Annotated in this window: 18 protein-coding genes; 8 read left to right on the forward strand and 10 right to left on the reverse strand. The window is 66.8% G+C overall.

Features of this window, described 5'->3' with window-relative positions; translation table 11 throughout:
* Positions 1 to 3: 3 nt before the first annotated feature.
* Both AC13FN_RS01375 and AC13FN_RS01380 read right to left on the reverse strand, forming a co-directional pair.
* Positions 4 to 993 carry a sensor domain-containing protein gene (locus tag AC13FN_RS01375; protein WP_482984285.1) on the reverse strand — a complete coding sequence of 330 codons (990 nt, stop codon included), beginning with the start codon at positions 991 to 993 and terminating at the stop codon, positions 4 to 6.
* Positions 990 to 1355: a PadR family transcriptional regulator gene (locus tag AC13FN_RS01380; RefSeq protein WP_049411468.1), complete on the reverse strand. Its 366-nt coding sequence runs from the start codon at positions 1353 to 1355 to the stop codon at positions 990 to 992. Before AC13FN_RS01380 ends, AC13FN_RS01375 begins: the two co-directional genes overlap by 4 nt.
* 136 nt (positions 1356 to 1491) lie before the next feature.
* Here AC13FN_RS01380 and AC13FN_RS01385 point away from each other — a divergent pair, with 136 nt between their 5' ends.
* Entirely contained in the window at positions 1492 to 2394 is a 903-nt protein-coding gene (locus AC13FN_RS01385; RefSeq protein WP_049433852.1) for a peptidylprolyl isomerase, read from the forward strand.
* 580 nt (positions 2395 to 2974) lie between these two features.
* Here AC13FN_RS01385 and AC13FN_RS01390 read toward each other — a convergent pair.
* Entirely contained in the window at positions 2975 to 3847 is an 873-nt protein-coding gene (locus AC13FN_RS01390; protein WP_460131706.1) for a DMT family transporter, read from the reverse strand.
* Positions 3848 to 3962: 115 nt separating this feature from the next.
* Between AC13FN_RS01390 and AC13FN_RS01395 the strand changes: the two genes are divergently transcribed.
* Complete coding sequence (locus AC13FN_RS01395) at positions 3963 to 4907, forward strand: LysR substrate-binding domain-containing protein (RefSeq protein ID WP_478414043.1); 945 nt, start codon at positions 3963 to 3965, stop codon at positions 4905 to 4907.
* Positions 4908 to 4975: 68 nt separating this feature from the next.
* The gene (locus AC13FN_RS01400; RefSeq protein WP_005415831.1) at positions 4976 to 5269 is read left to right on the forward strand and encodes a hypothetical protein; all 294 of its coding nucleotides are present in this window, start codon (positions 4976 to 4978) and stop codon (positions 5267 to 5269) included.
* 31 nt (positions 5270 to 5300) lie between these two features.
* On the opposite strand, the gene AC13FN_RS01405 is transcribed toward AC13FN_RS01400, so the two are convergent.
* Both AC13FN_RS01405 and AC13FN_RS01410 read right to left on the reverse strand, forming a co-directional pair.
* A complete protein-coding gene (locus AC13FN_RS01405; protein ID WP_460134557.1) occupies positions 5301 to 6080 on the reverse strand; it encodes a DUF4349 domain-containing protein in 780 nt (259 codons plus the stop codon).
* A gap of 32 nt (positions 6081 to 6112) precedes the next feature.
* Positions 6113 to 6469 carry a GFA family protein gene (locus AC13FN_RS01410; protein ID WP_460131704.1) on the reverse strand — a complete coding sequence of 119 codons (357 nt, stop codon included), beginning with the start codon at positions 6467 to 6469 and terminating at the stop codon, positions 6113 to 6115.
* Between the two features lie 112 nt (positions 6470 to 6581).
* Between AC13FN_RS01410 and AC13FN_RS01415 the strand changes: the two genes are divergently transcribed.
* Positions 6582 to 8390: a DUF885 domain-containing protein gene (locus AC13FN_RS01415; protein WP_460131702.1), complete on the forward strand. Its 1809-nt coding sequence runs from the start codon at positions 6582 to 6584 to the stop codon at positions 8388 to 8390.
* Positions 8391 to 8474: 84 nt separating this feature from the next.
* On the opposite strand, the gene AC13FN_RS01420 is transcribed toward AC13FN_RS01415, so the two are convergent.
* A complete protein-coding gene (locus AC13FN_RS01420; protein ID WP_049433857.1) occupies positions 8475 to 8711 on the reverse strand; it encodes a hypothetical protein in 237 nt (78 codons plus the stop codon).
* A 164-nt stretch (positions 8712 to 8875) separates the two neighbouring features.
* Here AC13FN_RS01420 and AC13FN_RS01425 point away from each other — a divergent pair, with 164 nt between their 5' ends.
* Positions 8876 to 9874, forward strand: coding sequence for a polysaccharide lyase (locus tag AC13FN_RS01425; protein WP_054171324.1), 999 nt, complete (start codon positions 8876 to 8878; stop codon positions 9872 to 9874).
* A gap of 9 nt (positions 9875 to 9883) precedes the next feature.
* On the opposite strand, the gene agp is transcribed toward AC13FN_RS01425, so the two are convergent.
* From agp to AC13FN_RS01440, 3 genes are all read right to left on the reverse strand, one after another.
* Positions 9884 to 11095, reverse strand: a complete 1212-nt coding sequence (gene agp, locus AC13FN_RS01430) for a bifunctional glucose-1-phosphatase/inositol phosphatase (protein WP_054171323.1) — start codon at positions 11093 to 11095, stop codon at positions 9884 to 9886.
* Positions 11092 to 12924 carry a multidrug efflux ABC transporter SmrA gene (gene smrA / locus AC13FN_RS01435; RefSeq protein WP_071305504.1) on the reverse strand — a complete coding sequence of 611 codons (1833 nt, stop codon included), beginning with the start codon at positions 12922 to 12924 and terminating at the stop codon, positions 11092 to 11094. The genes agp and smrA overlap by 4 nt, the downstream gene beginning before the upstream one ends.
* Before the next feature lie 131 nt (positions 12925 to 13055).
* Entirely contained in the window at positions 13056 to 14618 is a 1563-nt protein-coding gene (locus AC13FN_RS01440) for a serine hydrolase (RefSeq protein WP_054171321.1), read from the reverse strand.
* A gap of 110 nt (positions 14619 to 14728) precedes the next feature.
* On the opposite strand from AC13FN_RS01440, the gene AC13FN_RS01445 reads away from it, so the two are divergent.
* The 3 genes from AC13FN_RS01445 to AC13FN_RS01455 are packed head-to-tail and all read left to right on the forward strand — an operon-like array spanning position 14729 to position 16981.
* Positions 14729 to 15172 carry a VOC family protein gene (locus AC13FN_RS01445; RefSeq protein ID WP_049433862.1) on the forward strand — a complete coding sequence of 148 codons (444 nt, stop codon included), beginning with the start codon at positions 14729 to 14731 and terminating at the stop codon, positions 15170 to 15172.
* Complete coding sequence (locus AC13FN_RS01450) at positions 15169 to 15999, forward strand: DUF72 domain-containing protein (RefSeq protein ID WP_049433863.1); 831 nt, start codon at positions 15169 to 15171, stop codon at positions 15997 to 15999. Before AC13FN_RS01445 ends, AC13FN_RS01450 begins: the two co-directional genes overlap by 4 nt.
* A 34-nt stretch (positions 16000 to 16033) precedes the next feature.
* On the forward strand, positions 16034 to 16981 hold the full coding sequence (locus AC13FN_RS01455; RefSeq protein WP_010486385.1) for a DMT family transporter: 948 nt from the start codon (positions 16034 to 16036) through the stop codon (positions 16979 to 16981).
* A gap of 30 nt (positions 16982 to 17011) precedes the next feature.
* On the opposite strand, the gene AC13FN_RS01460 is transcribed toward AC13FN_RS01455, so the two are convergent.
* The gene (locus AC13FN_RS01460) at positions 17012 to 18172 is read right to left on the reverse strand and encodes an AAA family ATPase (protein ID WP_460131693.1); all 1161 of its coding nucleotides are present in this window, start codon (positions 18170 to 18172) and stop codon (positions 17012 to 17014) included.
* Positions 18173 to 18195: the final 23 nt, after the last annotated feature.

Here is an 18195-nt window from a genome sequence, read left to right on the forward strand (position 1 = left end):
TGCTTACAACCGCACCAGCAGGTTCTTGGCGATCAGCCCGTGCAGCTTGCCGATGCCGCGTGCCAGGTGCATCGTCAGCAGCAGCAGCAGCGCGCCCGCCGCGGCAACCGCGATTGCTACCAGCGGCGAGGCCGCCATCGGCAGTACATTCACGTCGTTGATGTACACACCGGGGATGTCGCCACTGAAGATCGCCGCAACCGGTGCCCAGATCAGGCTCAGCGACAGCGACAGCAACGTCACCGCGATGGTGAAGTAGATGGCGCCCAGCGGCAGCATCAGCACGAAGTACAGCAGGGTCAGCCAGGTACGGCCATCGGTGAACATGTCGCCGATGCGCTGCAGCCAGGTGCGGCTGCGGTCGGTGTAACGCGGGCGACGCGGCATGCGCTCGCCCAGCAGTGCTTCCACCAACCGCCCTTCCAACAGCGCCAGCCCGCGCACCGAGCCGAAGAACAGCACGGTCAGCGGAATACCGATGATCAGGATCAGCAGGCCCAGCGACAATGACAGGCCGGTCACCACCCAGGTGAAGAAGAAGATGCCGGTGGCCAGCGACAGCAGCATGTAAAACAGCGCACCGTAGGTGTGCGGATCGGTCACCACGCCGAAGAAGCGCGCCAGCAGCGAACGCTGCACCGGCGCCGGCGGCGGTGAGGCCGGCTCGACGCCACTGGCTTCCGCCGCCGCACGCAGCACCGGCGCGGTATCCGCACGCGGCGTACGCAGCGCGCGGTTCACCGTCACTTCGGTCTCGCGGTAGATATCGGCGACTTCGTCCGGCGCGCCGTAGCTGCCGGCCACGTCGGCGATCACCTCGGCCTCGCTGCGACCGGGCTGCGCCGCCAGCTCCGAGCGCAGGTACTCCTCGGCGTCGTACAGCGCGTCCTGCACCATCGCCGGGTCTGCGCCGTCCAGCGCCGCGCGCAGCTGCGCCAGGTACTGCGGGATGGTGGTCGGCAGGGCTCGGCCTGCCAGGCTCGGGTCGTTCATTGCGGTACCCCCTCCAACACGGAATCGACGGAATCGCGGGTGGCCTGCCAGGCCTGGCGCCACTGCGCCAGCACGTCGCGGCCACGTTCATTGATGCGGTAGTAGCGCCGCGGCGGTCCGCTGCTGGACGGCTCCACATGGCTTTCCAGCAGCCCGGCCCCTTCCAGGTTGCGCAGCACCGGGTACAGCGCGCTCTGCTTGCCGCTCAGCACGCCCTCGCCCACGCGCTCCAGTTCCTTGGCAATCAGGTAGCCATACAGCGGCTCGCCGGCCCGGGCCAGCACCGCCAGCAGGGCCAGCGACACGGTTCCGGCGCTGAGCTCCTTCTGGAACTTCTTCAGATGGACATCGTCTTCGACCATGACCTGCCCTCCACTACGTTGAAGTCCACAGTAGTGCGAAGTTCGGTATAGCGAATGTGTCGTTAGTCATCGTGCCGGTTGGCGCGGCTGCGCGGCTCACGCAGAATCGAACCCTCGTTCATGTTCCGGGGTTCCCATGCCGCACCGCCGTCGCCTTGCACTGACCGCCCTCGCCCTGGCCTGCCTGCTGCCCTCGCTGGCCAGCGCTGCCGCCCCGTACCGCAGCCCGCAGCAGATCCTCGACGCCTCGGCGGCCAGCGACTGGCGCACGCCGGACCCGGCCAACCTGCTGTACATGGACCTGCCCGCCGGGCGGGTGATCATCGAGCTGGCGCCGCAGTTCGCCCCGCGGCATGTAGCCAACATCCAGACCTTCGCCCACGAGCATTTCTGGGACGGCACCAGCATCTACCGCTCGCAGGACAACTTCGTGGTGCAGTTCGGCGATGCCGACGCCGATGACGCGGCCAAGGCCAAGCCGTTCGGCAGTGCTGCGCGCAAGCTGCCGGCCGAGTTCGATCGCGCCAGCGCCGGCCTGAAGGTCAGCGTGCTGCCGGATCGCGATGGCTGGGCCGCGCAGACCGGTTTCGTCGACGGCTTCCCGGTCGGCCAGGACCCGCAGGCCGGCAAGGCCTGGCTGGCGCACTGCTACGGCATGCTCGGCGCCGGCCGCAGCAACGAGGAAGACAGCAGCATCGGTGCCGAACTGTATGTGGTGACCGGCCAGTCGCCGCGTCAGCTGGACCGCAACATCACCCTGGTCGGCCGCGTGCTGAAGGGCATGGAGCTGCTCAGCGCGATCCCGCGCGGGCCGGCGCCGATGGGCTTCTACACCGACCCGAAACTGCGCACGCCGATCGTGTCGATCCGCCGTGCCAGCGACGTGCCGGTGGCCGAGCGCACGCCGATCCAGGTGCTGCGCACCGATTCGAAGACCTTCGCCGATACGGTGGAGGCACGCCGCAATCGCGTGGATGATTTCTACAAGCGCCCGGCCGGGCATATCGACCTTTGCAATATTCCGGTTCCGGTGAAGTAACGCCGTCGCGGGTTCATCGCGTGGCGCGTGCTGAAGGTGCTTCATTGTTCATGGGCGTCACTTTTCTTTTCGCGCGAAAAGAAAAGTAACCAAAAGAAACGCGCCGCCAGGTCGCGAGCCGCCGTGCTTCGCACGTCGGTCCCCTGCGCTTCTCGGTGAATCAGGGGACGGTGCCGAACTCGCTGCGCTCAGACATCGGCACCTCTTCGCCCCTGATTCCCCTGCGATGCTCGGCTCGCTCAAGGCGGACCCAGTTCAAAGGCCACAGCTGCGCCCAGTAGTTCCACGCCATGCGTGAATGATCTTGCTGTTGATCTTGACCTTCCAGTCCGCCTTGAGCGAGCCGAGCACCGCAGGTCCGGCGAGGGCGAAGAGGCGCGGGTGTCTGAGCGCAGCGAGTTCCCGCGCCGTCCCTCGACGGGCCGAGGAGCGCAGGGCACCGGTGCGCAGCACCGGCTCGCGACCTGGCGGCGTGTTTCTTTGGTTACTTTCTTTGCACGAGCAAAGAAAGTGACACCTCTCCGCAGGCGCGGAAAAGACCTGCCGGGCAGCGCCCGGCACTACCAGCGCTTCGGCACCCTCAGCCCTTCTGACTCACCGCCACACTACCCAGAATCAACGCACCGGCAATCAGCATCTGCACCGTCACCGCCTCGCCCAGGAACAACCACGCAAACGCCGCGCCGAACAGCGGAATCAGGTACGTCACCGTCGACGCGCGTGACGGGCCGATGCGGCCGATCAGGCGGTAGAACATCAGGAACGCCAGCCCGGTGCAGGCTACGCCCAAGGCGATCGCCGCGCCCCAGGCCTTCAGCGAAATCGCCGCCTGCGGCCAGTGCGTCACCGCCATCGGCAGCATCCACAGCGAGGCACACGACAGCGTGGCTGCCGCAGCCGCGGCCGACGGCAGGCCGGTCATGTGCCGCTTCACCAGGTTCACGCCCAGGCCGTACAGCAGCGAGGCCGCCGCACCGGCCAGCACCGCGGTGCCGATGCTCAGGCCGGAGACCTTGGCCGTGGCCAGCACCACCACGCCGGCAAAGCCGACCAGCAGCGCACCGGCACGGCGCATGCCAATCTTTTCACCGAAGAACAGGAACGCGATCAGCGCGGCGAACAGCACGGTCATCGCATTGCAGATCGCGCCGATCGCCGCCGGCGCCTGCTCGGCAGAATAGGCGAACAGCACGAACGGCAGCGCCGAATTGATCAGGCCGATCGGTGCCAGCCACAGCCAGCGCCGCGGCGGGAACTGCGCGCGGGCGCGCCACAGGAACGGCAGCAGCACCAGCGCGCCCAGCACCAGCCGCACCTCGACCAGCGCGAACGGGCCGAACGACGGCACCGCCACCCGCATGAACAGGAACGAGCAGCCCCAGATGGCGCCCAGCAGGGTCAACTCCAGCGGCGTGCGCCAGTCGCGCTCGGCCGCCTGTGGGACCGCATTCATGCCCTGCCTCCGTCCATCGTCTGTTCCTCGCCAAGGCAGACAGGATCAGGCGCAGACGCCCGCCGCACAAGCGCGTAGTATCGCTGCCAGCCACAAATATGGTTTGAGGCTCGACATGCAGCTACGCCCTTCCCTGCTCCCAGCGCTGGCCGTATTCGCGGTCGCCGCGCGCCACCAGAACTTCGCCCAGGCCGCGCAGGAACTGCACCTGACCGCCAGCGCGGTCAGCCACCATGTGCGGCGCCTGGAAGAGGTGCTGGAGACCCGGCTGTTCCTGCGCCACGCCCGCGGCGTGCGCCTGACCGCCGAGGGCCGGCAGTTGGCCGACGCCGCCAGCGCCGCCTTCACTGATGTCGCGGCGGTCGCCCATCACCTGCAGCCAGATGCTGACAGCGTGCCGCTGCGGATCACCACGCTGCGTTCGCTTTCCTACTGCTGGCTGCTGCCGCGACTGCCACGCTTCACCCAGGCCTATCCGCACGTCCGCATCGAACTGCACACCGGCAGCGGCCTGGATCGCTATGACGACAATGGGCCGGAGGTCGGCATCCGCTACGGCCTGGGCCAGTGGCCGGGCCTGCGTGCACAGCACCTGATGGATGACTACCTGTTCCCGGTGGCCTCACCGGCATTGCCCGGGGTCGAAACACTGGTCGATCCGGCGCGCATCGCAGGGTTGCCGCTGCTGACCGATCTGTCACCACAGGGCTGGCGCGACTGGTTCCGCCACGCCGGCGTGCGCCCACCGTCGCCGCTGCCGCCGATGCACACCTTCGCCGACAGCACCGATGCGATGCGTGCAGCGGTGTACGGCATGGGTGCGGTGCTGGCGCGCACCCACATCGCTCAACCCTACCTGCAGCGCTACGAGGTGGTGCGCCTGCCCGGCCCGGCGCTCAAGGCGCGCTATGCGTATCACGTGGTGCATGCCGAAGGACAACCACCCAGCCCCGCCGCGCGCCTGTTCATCGACTGGTTGCTGGAGCAGGCGCAGGACGAACGCACGCCGATTCCGGCATTGCCGGACAGCCTGCTGGGACGCCCGGCCACACGCGCCTGACTGCGCCCTCACCCGTTCTTTGCCTGGCGCTGGCTAGGCTGCAGGCAACTCCACAACGTACCTATGCCATGGCCATGCTGCGACTGCGCATCACCGGAACCGAAGACGACGCCCGTGCCATCAGCGACCTGCTGCTCGGCCTGGACGGCATCGAACATGTCGAGGAAACCGACGACCTGATGCCGCACATGGACGACGACGATTCCAGTTCGGCCGGGCTGTCTGATGACATCGGCCCGGGCATCCACGAACTGGAAGTGGAAGTCGGCAATGAAAGCACCGCGCAGAAGGTGCGCGATGCGGTGCAGGAACTGGCACTGGAACTGGATGTGTTCGTCGAGTACGAGACCGACGAGGGCTGATGCCGTCTGGCTGCCGGCATCAGCCTTCCCCTCACAGGTTGGGCGGCAGCTTGCGACGGCGGCGACGCCACCACGCACGCACACCCCAGGCCGCGATCATGGCCAACACTGCCACCGGCAGCAGCGCGGCAACAGCGCGGATCAGGAACGCGATGCTGGTGCTGAGGATGCTGCCCGACTCGCTCAGCGCCTCACCGATCTCGCTGCGGCTGCGTTGGCCGGATGTGGTTCCGAAGTGGATCGTCACCAGCTGGGTATCGATGCGCCGGCGCTGCTGCGCGGCATCCTTGCTGGCCTGCTCGACGCCCGCTTCGATCTCCGACAGCCGCGTGGTGATCGCCATCAGGTCCTCGATCTTCAGGTCCTTGCGGTCCTGGTAGGACAACAGCCGCGCGTGCTCCTTTTCCAGCCGGGCCTTGGTCAGTGCCGTATCGGCCACTTCCTGTGCGAGATCCTCGGCGCGCGTATTGCGCGACTGCAGCGTGCCCCCCTCACCGGCCATCGCGATCAACGGCTCGGTACCCTTCGGGGCGATGCGTACCTTGACCTCGCCGCTGGGCTGCTCGCCACTGCGCTGATCGACCTGCAGCACCGCACAGTCACCGAACTTCGCGCTCTGGCAGGCCTGTGCCACCTGCTGGATGCGCGGTGCGATCTGTCCCGCTTCCAGCTGCACCTGCACGTCGTGTTCGTAGGCGAGGAATGCGCCTTCCGGTGAAGCAACAGCAGCTTCGGCGGCAGTGGCGCCCGCATCGGCCGCGCGCTCACCATTTTTTGCACAGGCTGCCAGCGCCAGCAGCAATACCGGCATCGCTGCCACGCGCGTCCACGTACGCACCGGCCTCACAGTGCGGCTCCGTCGTAGGAGGTCACTGCCAGCGTGGCCAGATTCACTGCAGGCACGCAGCGCACGTTCACCGCCACCATCGGCGTACCGCTGCGCGGATCCACCGCCTCGCTGTAGGGGGCAATGCCGCACTCGCGGCAATGGTGATGATCGATGTGCGCCTTGTTGAAGTGATAGGTCGCCACGTCCGCCGGGTCGGTGCTCAGCTGGAACGCCGCGCGCGGGGCGAACCACAGCAGGCCGCCCCGGCGGCGGCACATCGAGCAGTTGCAGTCGATGACGTCGCTGATCGGCGCCTCGGCCTGTACGGTGAATGCGATCCTGCCGCAATGGCAGCTTCCCTGGTATTGCATGTCCTGCGCTCCGCTGGAGGGTCCTTGTCTGCGCCCATGGTAATCCTATGGCACGGGGACAAAGCAGCCCCGGGGCCCTATGCTCGGGGTTTGACCCTGTACAGGAACGCCGATGCGCCCGCATCTTCTTGCCCTCGCCCTGGTCGCCGCCCTCGCCGGTTGCCAGCCGGCCGACGCCCCGACCAACGGTTCCACCCCGGCCACCAGCCAGCAGGCCGGTGACGCGGCGGTCGACGCCGCCTTCGCCGATCTGTCCAAGCGCGCCCTGGACACCTGGATGCAGCTGTCGCCGGTCAGCGCCACCCAGATCGGCGACCACCGCTACGACAGCGAGCTGGACGACCTGAGTGCCGCCGGCCAGCAGAAAACCGTGACCGCCTACAAGGCGCTGCTGGGCGAGCTGGACAAGATCGAGGTAGCCAAGCTGGGCCGCGAGAACCAGGTGGATGCGGCGATCCTGCGCAACCAGCTGCAATCGGAAATCTGGAATGCCGAAGTGCTGCAGTCCGGCAAGTGGGACCCGCAGCTGTACAACGGCATCGCTGGCAGCGCGATCTACGGCCTGATGGCGCGCGAGTTCGCGCCGCTGCCGGAGCGCCTGAAGTCGGCGACCGCGCGCATGGAAAAGCTGCCGGCGATCTTCGCCCAGGCACGTGAGAACCTGGATCCAGCCCGCGTGCCGAAGATCCATGCAGAGACGGTGGCCAAGCAGAACAAGGGCATCCTCAGCATCGTCGATACCTTCATCACCCCACACATCGGTGAACTGCCACAGGCCGACCAGCAGCGCCTGCAGGCCGCCATCGACGGCCTGAAGAAGGCGGTGGACGAGCAGCAGACCTGGCTGGACAAGACCCTGGTGCCGAACGCAAAGGGCGATTTCCGCATCGGTGCAGAAAAGTACGACCAGAAGCTGAAGTTCGCGCTGAGCTCGTCGCTGTCGCGCCAGGAGATCGGTGAGCGTGCACGTGCCGAACTCAAGCGTGTGCGCGAAGACATGTACGGCATCGCGCAGACCGTGCTGAAGGACAAGCCGGGTGCGCCGGAAATGCCGGCGCAGCCGACCGACGAGCAGCAGCAGAAGGCGATCGAGGCCGCGCTGGAACTGGCCTACGCCGACAAGCCGGCGCGCGACAAGGTGGTCGACGATGCCAAGGCCGCACTGGAGCAGTCCACCGCGTTCGTGCGCGAGCACGACCTGATGACGCTGCCCGATGCGCCGGTCGACATCATCCTGATGCCGGAATTCCAGCGTGGCGTGGCCGTGGCCTACTGCGATTCACCGGGCCCGCTGGACAAGAACCTGAAGACCTTCTACGCCGTGTCGCCGATTCCTGACGACTGGAACGACAAGCAGGTCGACTCGTTCCTGCGTGAGTACAACTCGCGCATGATCCACCTGCTGAGCATCCACGAAGGCACCCCGGGCCATTACCTGGAAGGCTGGCATTCGGCCAAGTTCCCCTCCACCCTGCGTGCGGTGCTGCGTTCGGGCCTGTTCGCCGAAGGCTGGGCGGTCTACACCGAGCGCATGATGCAGGAGCAGGGTTACCTCAACAACGATCCGCTGTTCCATCTGGTGCAGCTGAAGTTCTACCTGCGCACGATCTCCAACGCGATCCTCGACCAGGGCGTGCACGTGGACAACTGGGATCGCGAGAAGGCGATGCACCTGATGACCCACGATGCGTTCCAGCAGGAAAGCGAAGCCTCGGGCAAGTGGGTGCGCGCACAGCTGACCTCGGCGCAGCTGCCGACCTACTTCGTTGGTGCGCAGGAACACTTCGACACCCGCAAGGCGGTGCAGGAGAAGCTGGGCGACAAGTTCAACCTGAAGGCCTACCACGACCAGGTGCTGTCCTACGGCGCACCGCCGGTGCGCTTCGCACGCCAGTTGATGCTGGACCAGCCGATCGAGTGATCGGGACGGTGTGAGATGAAGCGGAGCGGCCCGGGGAAACCCGGGCCGCTTTTTCTGTTCGCCCCTGCTTGGGCTGCTGCCGGGTCAGAGCAGATGGATGTACATTTTCTTTGAGCTCAGCCGCAGATCTACGAAGTACTCGGCACCACAGCCACGACAGGCGGCAGGACAATCCTCATCACTGCCACGCTCGTTTTCCAATGAGCCCGCCACTACCGGGTATCCGCACTCGAAACAGTTGAAAGCCACATGGTTACCATGCGGATCAGCAGGGATCTCGTCACCCTCGCCGTCCATCACGAGAAAATCCGTGATTCTCATCGCCACTCCCTCCCGCTGAATTGATGACGACAGACTAGCCAACTCTTGAGCTTCAGGCGCCGCTCCGGCCCTGAATACTTGCAAACCGGGCCTGTGCGGCCTCACAGCTGGCAAACGACTCCGGGCGCATCGTTCGCATCGCCTCCCCGTCCCTGCAGGTTCCCATGCCCTCCCCGGTGCTGCACCTTGGCCTCCTCTCCGCTGCGCTGGCGGCCGGTCCTGCCTTCGCCGCCTGCCCCCCGCCGCCGCCCGGCCAGCCGGACATCCGCGCTCTTGGCTACTACACCGACAAGGTGGGCTCGGTCATCGACCCGGCACTGCAGCAGCAGAACAAGGATGCCACCGCGCCACTGGACCGCTATGCCGCCGACGTGGCGCGCATGAGCGATGACTACCTGCGCAACGGCGACCCGGCGGCGGCGAAATGCACGCTGGTGTGGCTGGGTGCATGGGCCGACGATGGCGCCATGCTCGGGCAGATGATCCGGGTCAACAACGACCAGTCGTTCTACATGCGGCAATGGATGCTCGATGCAGTGGCCATGGCCTATTTGAAAGTGCACGACCAGGCCGATGCCCGGCAGCGAGCACGCATCGACCTATGGCTGCAGAAGCTGGCACGGGCCAACCTGGCGTACTGGGACAGCCCGAAACGGCGCCGCAACAACCACTACTACTGGGGCGGCCTGGGCGTACTGGCCACCGGCCTGGCCACCGACGACGATGCTCTGTGGCAGGCCGGCCACGCGGCATTCCAGAAAGGCATCGATGACATCCAGGACGATGGCAGCCTGCCGCTGGAGATGGCCCGCGGGCAACGTGCCCTGCACTACCACGACTACGCATTGGCGCCGCTGGTAATGATGGCCGAGCTGGCACGACTGCGCGGCCAGGACTGGTATGCCAGCAAGGGCCATGCCATTGACCGGCTTGCCCGCAGGGTCATCGAGGGCAGCAACGACCCCGTGTGGTTCAACCAACACACCGGTGTGGCACAGCTGCCACTGCATGCCAGCGGCTGGGTCGAGTTCTACCGGTTGCGCTCACCCGATGGCGGGCTGTTCGATGCCGCGCATGCACGCGGACCGTTCCATTCCCCACGGCTGGGTGGCGACCTTACGTTGATGGCCACCCATGGCATCGTACGCACACCGCTGCGATAGACCCTTGTTTCAGCGATGGGCGCGCTGCAGCAGCTGCTGGAACTGCACGCTGCTGCAACCCCTTGGATCGCAGCCTGGCAATGACAGCACGACACGGCCCGGCGGCTGCGCTTCCGTCAACGACAGCGCATCGCGCAATTGCGCAGTGGTCGGGTAGACGTAGGCCAGGCGGAAACGCCCGCCACCGCTTCGGCGGTCACGCCAACGCTCGAACTGCAGCAGGCCGCCGATCGGCGTCTTCTCGTACTGCCCTGGCAGGGTGTAGTCGCTGATTCCCAGCGCGGCGAGCACGGACCCGATGTTGGAGTCATGGCCGACCAGCAGGGTCACCCTCGGCGTTGCCGGATCTTCGAACAGCGCGCCCAATCGTTCCAGCAGCGGTCCGGCCACATCCCGCGCCACCTCGGGCGTTCCGAACAGGATGTCCTGGTAGCGGTTGCGGATCTGCGCAAGCGCCTGCCATTGCGCCTCGGTGGTCAACCGGCCCCAACCTTCGCGCGGGATGCCACTGCCCTGGTAGTGCTCCATCAACAAGGCATCGACCAACCCGCTGGCCAGGGCCAGCGAACCGGACGCGCGTGGTTCCTTGCCCGGTTCCGCATTGAAGGTCGTGTCGGCCAGCATCAGATGGCATTCGCTGTGCCCCGCACAGGCCGCCGACTGCGGGTAGCGGGTGATCTGCTCCACCACGGACAGTGCCGGTGCCAGTTCCGATGCGGCCAACGCTCGCTGCATTGCCGACAGCGCGTGCTCGCGGAAGACCGTGTCTCTGTTATGGATCACCGGATTGAACAACGGATCCATCGTGCCCAGCGCCATGCGCTGCTCGACCGCGACATGACAGCCCGGGAAGGCACCGGCAACGAAGAACTGCGCGGTGGCCTGGGTGCGCTGCAGGCTGTTGGCATGGGCGTGGAAGTCAGCCAGCTGCGGGCAACCCGAGGCCGGCAACAGCTGCGCCTGACGCAGCCACTGGCCCATGTAACGGCCCATGTAGACCTCCAGCACGCCGCCCTTGGTGGTGAGCTCGCCTGCGCCCACGTCCCAGCCTGGCCAGCGCTCCGGAGTGGCATTGGCCAGCGCGCCCGACGCCACCACCGGCGCGCGCAGGTTGTGGCGGCTGAGCAGGATGACCTGCTCTAGCTGGTCGCCTTCCACGGGTGCCGGTGCGGTGGCTGCGGCCGTGGTTGCCAGGCTGAGGGCCAGCAGCAGAGCGATCACTGATCGGCAGCCACAAAGCCACCGGTCTGCCGCGCCCACAAGCGCGCATACAGGCCACCGGCAGCAATCAGCTCGGCATGGGTGCCGGTCTCGACGATGCGGCCCTGGTCCATCACCACCAGCCGGTCCATGCGCGCGATGGTCGACAGCCGGTGCGCGATGGCGATCACCGTCTTGCCGCCCATCAGCTGGTCCAGGCTGTCCTGGATCGCCGCTTCCACTTCCGAATCCAGCGCCGAAGTCGCTTCGTCCAGCACCAGGATCGGTGCATCCTTCAGCAGCACGCGGGCAATGGCGATGCGTTGGCGCTGGCCACCGGACAGCTTCACGCCACGCTCGCCCACATGCGCGTCGTAGCCACGACGCCCCTGCCCGTCCACCAGCGTATCGATGAAGGCTTCGGCACGTGCTTTGGCTACGGCTGCGCGCAACTGCTCATCGGTCGCGTCCGGACGGCCGTACAGCAGGTTGTCGCGGATCGAGCGATGCAGCAGCGAGGTGTCCTGGGTGACCACGCCGATCTGCTGGCGCAGGCTTTCCTGCGTAACGTAGGCAATGTCCTGATCGTCGATCAGGATGCGGCCGCTTTCCAGGTCGTACAGGCGCAGCAGTACGTTGACCAGGGTCGACTTGCCGGCACCGGACGGACCGACCAGGCCGATCTTCTCTCCCGGCTTCACCACCAGGTCCAGGCCGGCGATCACGCCGCCCTTCTTGCCGTAGTGGAAGTGGATGTCCTGGAAGTGCACGCCGCCTCGGGTCACCTGCAGCGGCACCGCATCCTCGCGGTCCTGCACGGTCAGCGGCTGGGCGATGGTGGTGATGCCATCCTGCACCGTGCCGATGTCCTCGAAGATGCCGTTGATGGTCCACATGATCCAGCCGGACATGTTGTGGATACGGATCACCAGGCCGGTGGCCAGGGTGATCGCGCCCACGGTGATGTGGCCGCCATTCCACAGCCACAGCGCGAGCCCACAGGTACCGGCAATCAGGAAGCCGTTGACGATGGCGATGGTCAGGTCCATGCCGGTGGTGATGCGGGTCTGTGCGCGGTGCTTGACCGCCAGTTCCTGGATCGACTCGGCCACGTAGGCCTGCTCGCGTCCGCCATGGGCGAACAGCTTCAGCGTGGGAATGTTGGTGTAGCCATCAACGATGCGGCCCATTGCCTTCGAACGTGCTTCGGAAGCGATCCATGCCCGTTCCTTCGCCCGCGGCACGAAGTAGGCCAGGATCACCGCGTAGGCCAGCAGCCACAGGATCAGCGGCACCATCAACCGCCAGTCGGCCTGCGCGAACAGGTACAGCGCGGTGCCGGTATAGACCACGATGTACCAGAGCGAGTCGACCATCTGCACCGCCGACTCGCGCAGCGAGGTACCGGTCTGCATCACCCGGTTGGCGACGCTGCCAGCAAAGTCGTTCTGGAAGAAGCTCAGGCTCTGCCGCACCACGTAGTTGTGCATCAGCCAGCGCGAGCGGTTGCTCAGGCCGGGCACGATCGCCTGGTTGACCAGCAGGTTGTGCAGGCCGACCAGGATCGGCCGCGCGATGACCGTGATGAACAGCATCCAGCCCAGTTCATTGGCGTGGCGCTTGAAGAAGTCGGCGCCCGGCTGCTCGGCGACCATGTCGACGATGCGGCCCAGGTAGTCGAACATCGCCACTTCCACCAACGCCAGCAGCAGGCCGGCGATGAGCGTGGCCAGCAGCACCGGCCATACCGGGCGCAGGTAGTGCAGGTAGAACGGCAGCACCTTGCGCGGCGGCATGCGCCCATCCACGGGCGGGAACACCGGGATCAGGGATTCAAACCAACGGAACATTGCATTCCCTCGCCTCTTGCAAGCGGCGAAGTATCCCACGCCGGATGTGTACGCCAGCCGATGATCACCCGCTCCCCCGGTAGTCGCCCACCTTGGTGGGCGCCTTACCGCATACCGACCAAGGTCGGCATTTACCCGTCAGTCGGGGTGAACAGCAGGTCCTGGAAATCGAAGCTGAAATCGGTCAGGTCGGAGATCGACTGCATGCGCACCTCGCGTACCTTGCCGTCCGGGTCCAGGCTGAAGTTCACGAACGCGTCGGCGTTGAGCGAACGGTCGTCCCAGCGCACGATGAAGGTGTCGTGCTGCCAGTGCTCCAGGCGCCCGCTCAGCTGCGCGGTCTTCATGAAGCGCAGGCGCAGGCCCTTGCCCTCGGCACTGATCTGCATGTCGCCATACCAGCGGTCACGGAAGGTGCCGGTGTAGCCGGCCAGTGCCAGCGACGGCTTGCTGCCCTTGTCGCGCGCGCTCTGGTGCTTGGCCCAGGCTTCGTCGGCCTTGTCCTGGCCCTTGGCCACGGCCTTGGCATAGGCGTCCACCCAGTCGTGCTTCTCGCCGCCCAGATAGGCATCGAGCACGCTCAGGGTGATCGCATTGAACGCCGCGCCCACTTCCTGGTTGGTCAGTACCACCACGCCCAGCTTCTCGCCCGGCACCAGGGTCAGCCGCGAAACCATGCCCGGCCAGCCTCCGGTGTGCCAGACCAGCTTCTGCCCGCGGAAATCGCTCAGGCTCCAGCCTTCGCCGTAGCCGGCAAAGTTGGCCCGCGCCGGTGCCAGCTCCGGCACGCTCGGCGCCGGGATGGACTGCGGGGTGATCATCCGCCACATCTGCTGCTGGCTCTTGTCGGTGAACAGCGCGGTGCCATCGGCCAGTTTGCCCTCAGCCAGCTGCACCTGCATCCAGCGCGCCATGTCGTGCGCACTGGAATAGATGCCACCGGCGCCGGCATTGTTCGACCAGGTCAGCGGTGCGACCGTGCGCAGGTCCTTGAAATCGTACTTGGCGTGACCGACCGCGGCCTTGTCACCGGGCTTCAGGTGATCGGCGTTGTAGCGCGTGCCCGCCATGCCCACCTTGTCGAAGATGCGCGTCTGCAGGAACTGCTGGTAACTCATGCCGGAAACATGCTCGATCACCTGCTGGGCGACCGCGTACAGGATGTTGTCGTAGGCATAGCTCTCGCGGAAACCGCCCTTCAGCGGCACCTTGCCCAGCCGCTCCACCACTTCGGCATTGCTGTAGGAGGTGGTCGGCCAGAACAGCAGGTCACCGGCGCCCAGGCTCAGGCCACTGCGATGCGACAGCAGGTCGCGGATCGTCATCTGCCCGGTCACGAACGGGTCGGACATGCGGAACGACGGCAGGTGGTCGATCACCTTGTCGTCCATCTTCAGCTTGCCATCCTCGGCCAGCAGGTTCAGCGAGGTGGCGGTGAACGCCTTGGTGTTGGAAGCAATGGCGAACAGCGTATCGGCCTGCACCGGCTCCGGCTTGCCCTGCTCGCGCACGCCCCAGCCGCGTTCCAGCACCACCTCGCCATCCTTGACCACCGCCACGGCAATGCCGGGCACGTCGAACTGCGCGCGCACGCGCTCGACGGTCGCATCCAGGTCCTGCAGCTGCGCCGGGGTGGCAGCACTCGCGATGGTCGTGCACGCCAGCAGCACGGCTCCTCCAATCCAGGGTTTCATCCAGCACGATCTCCGAACAGGGGTGGCGGCCATGTGCAGGCCGTCACCGGGGTTTCGCGGGATGGTAACGTTCTGCGGCGCACCCTGCCCTGTGCCATAGGAGGGGTGTCATGGGCGGGAACGGCCAACCGAGCAACGGCTCCACCATCATTCCGTGCCTGCGCTATCGCGACGCGCAGGCCGCCATCGACTGGCTGCAGCGCGCCTTCGGCTTCCATGCCCAGGCCGTCTACGCCGATGGCGATACGGTATTCCATGCGCAGCTGACCTTCGGCAGCGGCATGATCATGCTCGGCTCGGCCAGCAACCAGAGCGCGTGGAGCGAACACGCGGCGATGCCCGACGAGGTCGGCGGCCGCCAGACCCAGAGTGCCTGCGTGATCGTCACCGATGCCGATGCCCACTATGCACGGGCCAAGGCCGCCGGTGCCCGCATCGTCATCGACATCGCCGACCAGGACTATGGCGGACGTGGCTACGCCTGCGCCGACCCGGAAGGCTATCTGTGGTGGTTCGGCAGCTACGATCCGTGGCGCGCGGACCACGGCCAGTGACCGCGACCGCCCGGCAGGCGGAGATCCGCTGCGGCATCGGCGGCTGGGTGTTTCCCGAATGGCGCGGCGGCGTTTTCTACCCCGTGGGCCTGCCGCAGCGTGAAGAACTGGCCCATGCCAGCCGTGCCCTGCGCTGCATTGAAATCAACGGCACCTTCTACCGCACGCCCACCGCAGCACAGTGCGCGCAGTGGGCCGCGCAGACGCCGGAAGGCTTCCGCTTTGCGATGAAGGCACCACGCTACCTGGTGCAGCGCCGCGACTTGTCCAGCACCGTGGAAGCAGCCACACCGTTCCTGCAGGCAGCACTCGCGCTCGGTGACCGGCTTGGCCCGTTGCTGTGGCAGTTCGATCCGCGCCATCCGGCCGACGCCGATGCATTGGGTGCCCTGATGGCGCAGCTGCCGAAGCAATTGGACGGGGTGACGCTGCAGCATGCGCTCGAGGTCCGCAACGCCGAGACACATGGCCCGGCACTGGTCGACGCCGCGCGTCGCCACGGCGTGGCGCTGGTGATCGAAGACAGTGACGAGGCGCCATTGCATGGCGATGTCAGTGCCGGCTTCGTCTATGCGCGGATCAAGCGCAGCCAGGCCCGCTTGAACGAGGGCCTGCCGGCGCCCGTGCAGCAGCGCTGGGCCGAACGCGTCCTGCGCTGGTCACGCGGCGAGGCGGTGGACGACCTGCCCTGCCTGGCCGAGCCGGCCCCGGCAGAGCCGCGCGAGGTCTACCTGCTGTGCATCGGCGCGGGCAAGGCGCGCAACCCGGCGGCGGCGATGGCCCTGCAGCGGCGGGTGGACACTTCCAGCAATCCCTCACGCGGATAGCGCTGCGGTCATCGGCTTGCCTCACAATAGGCGGATGAGCACACCCGACACCCGCAAAGCGCTGTGGCAGATCCATTTCTGTGTCCTGCTGTGGGGCATCACCGCCATCCTCGGCAAACTGATCACCCTGCCCGCACTGCCGCTGGTGTGGTGGCGCATGCTGCTGGTGACGGCGATGCTGGCCCTGCTGCCACGGGTCTGGCGCGGGCTGCGCACCCTGCCCCTGCGGCTGGTGGCCGGCTACGCCGGCATCGGCGCGCTGGTCGCCCTGCACTGGCTGACGTTCTACGGCGCGGTGAAGCTGGCCAACGCCTCGGTGGCAGCCACCTGCATCGCGCTGGCGCCGGTGTTCACCTCGATCATCGAGCCGTGGGTGGCCAAGCGGCCGTTCCAGCTGCGTGAACTGGCGTTCGGCCTGGCGGTGCTGCCGGGTGTTGCGCTGGTGGTCGGTGGCGTGCCCGATGGCATGCGCCTCGGTGTGTTGATCGGCGCGATCTCGGCGCTGCTGGTGGCAGTGTTCGGCTCGCTCAACAAGCGCATGGTCAGCCACGCGGATCCGCTCACGGTCACCGCACTGGAGCTGGGTGCGGGCACCCTCACCCTGACCCTGCTGGCACCGCTGATGCCCTACCTGCTGCCGGCGCTGGCCAGCCCGCTGTGGGTGGTTCCGGACCTGCACGACGGCATCCTGCTACTGGTCCTGGCCGGCTTCTGCACGCTGCTGCCGTTCGCCCTGGCCCTGGTCGCGCTGCGCCACCTGAGCGCCTACACGGTGCAGCTGGTGACCAACCTGGAACCGGTCTATGCGGTGGTGCTGGCGGTGGTGCTGCTGCGCGAGCAGCACGAGGTCACCCCGTGGTTCTACCTGGGCGTGGCAATCATCGTCGGCGCGGTGTTCCTGCATCCGCTGCTGAACCGCCGCAAGCCGGTGCAGCATCCGGAAATCCTTGGCACGGCCGAGGCACGCAACATCGCCGATTGAGCGCGTCCACGCAGGGCGTGGATGGCCGTATCAACGCTGCGGCCAGTGCCATGCCGGAGCATCCAGCAGGCCCTGCCCGCTCAGCAGCGTGCGGCCCTGTTCCTTGTGCAGGTGCAGCGAATGACAGCCGGGCGCTTGCTCCAGTGCTGCGATCAACCGGCTGGCGTGTGACACCACCCACACCTGGCTGCGCGCACTGGCCGCGATGATCAGCCGCGCCAGCGCCGGCAGCAGGTCCGGATGCAGGCTGGTCTCCGGCTCGTTGAGCACCAGCAGCGGCGGCGGGCGTGGCGTGTGCAGCGCAGCAGCCAGCAGCAGGAAGCGCAGCGTACCGTCGGACAGTTCGGCCATCGACAACGGCCGCAGCAACCCCGGCTGGTGGAAGCGCAGGGCCAGTCGACCGTCCAGCTCTTCGAAGCCGACCGTGGCGCCGGGGAACGCATCGTCGACGCTGCGTGCCAACGCGACCGGATCTCCGATCTCGAGAATGGTCACCCACGCTGCCGCCAGATCCCGGCCGTCGTGATGCAGCACCGGCGTGCGCGTGGCCATCGCCGGTTGTCGCGCCGGGGCATGGGCGTCGCTGCGGAAATGGTCGTAGAAGCGCCAGCGACGGATGTACTCACGCAAGGCGATGGTTTCCGGCATGCGCTGCGGATCGCCGACCTGGGTGAACAGGCTGTCGAACAGCGACAACCGGTCATCCACGAGATCCCAGCCGCGCGCATGACGTTGCCGCACCATTACCCCACGGCGATCAACCAGCAGGTTGGCGCTGCGCAGGAATGGCCCGGCCCAGATCGCCTCCGCCTTGATCTGCGGATCCAGCGCAAACGCCGAACGGCTGGGCGGCGGATAGCCCAGGTCGATGGCATAGCCGAATTCGTCGGTGGTGAAGCCGAGCTTCAATCCCACCGATGCCTGCCGAGGGCCACCCTGCAGCGGGATCTCGCCGGCCGCGACCCGGCGATCAATGGATTCGGGGCCGGCCCACAGCGCCGAACCCAGCCCCCCTTCGCGGGCCAGCACCGCTGCAACGCCGCCCTGTGCGGTCTCCGCCAGCAGGCGCAGCGCGCGGTACAGGCTGGACTTGCCACTGCCGTTGTCACCGGTCACCACGTTCAACTGCTGCAGCGGCAGGACCAGCCCGTGCAGCGAACGATAGTGGGCGATGGCCAGGGTCTGCAGCATGGTCGGCGTCCGTGGGAACAGGA

The sequence above is a fragment of the Stenotrophomonas sp. 115C5 genome (assembly GCF_056861055.1).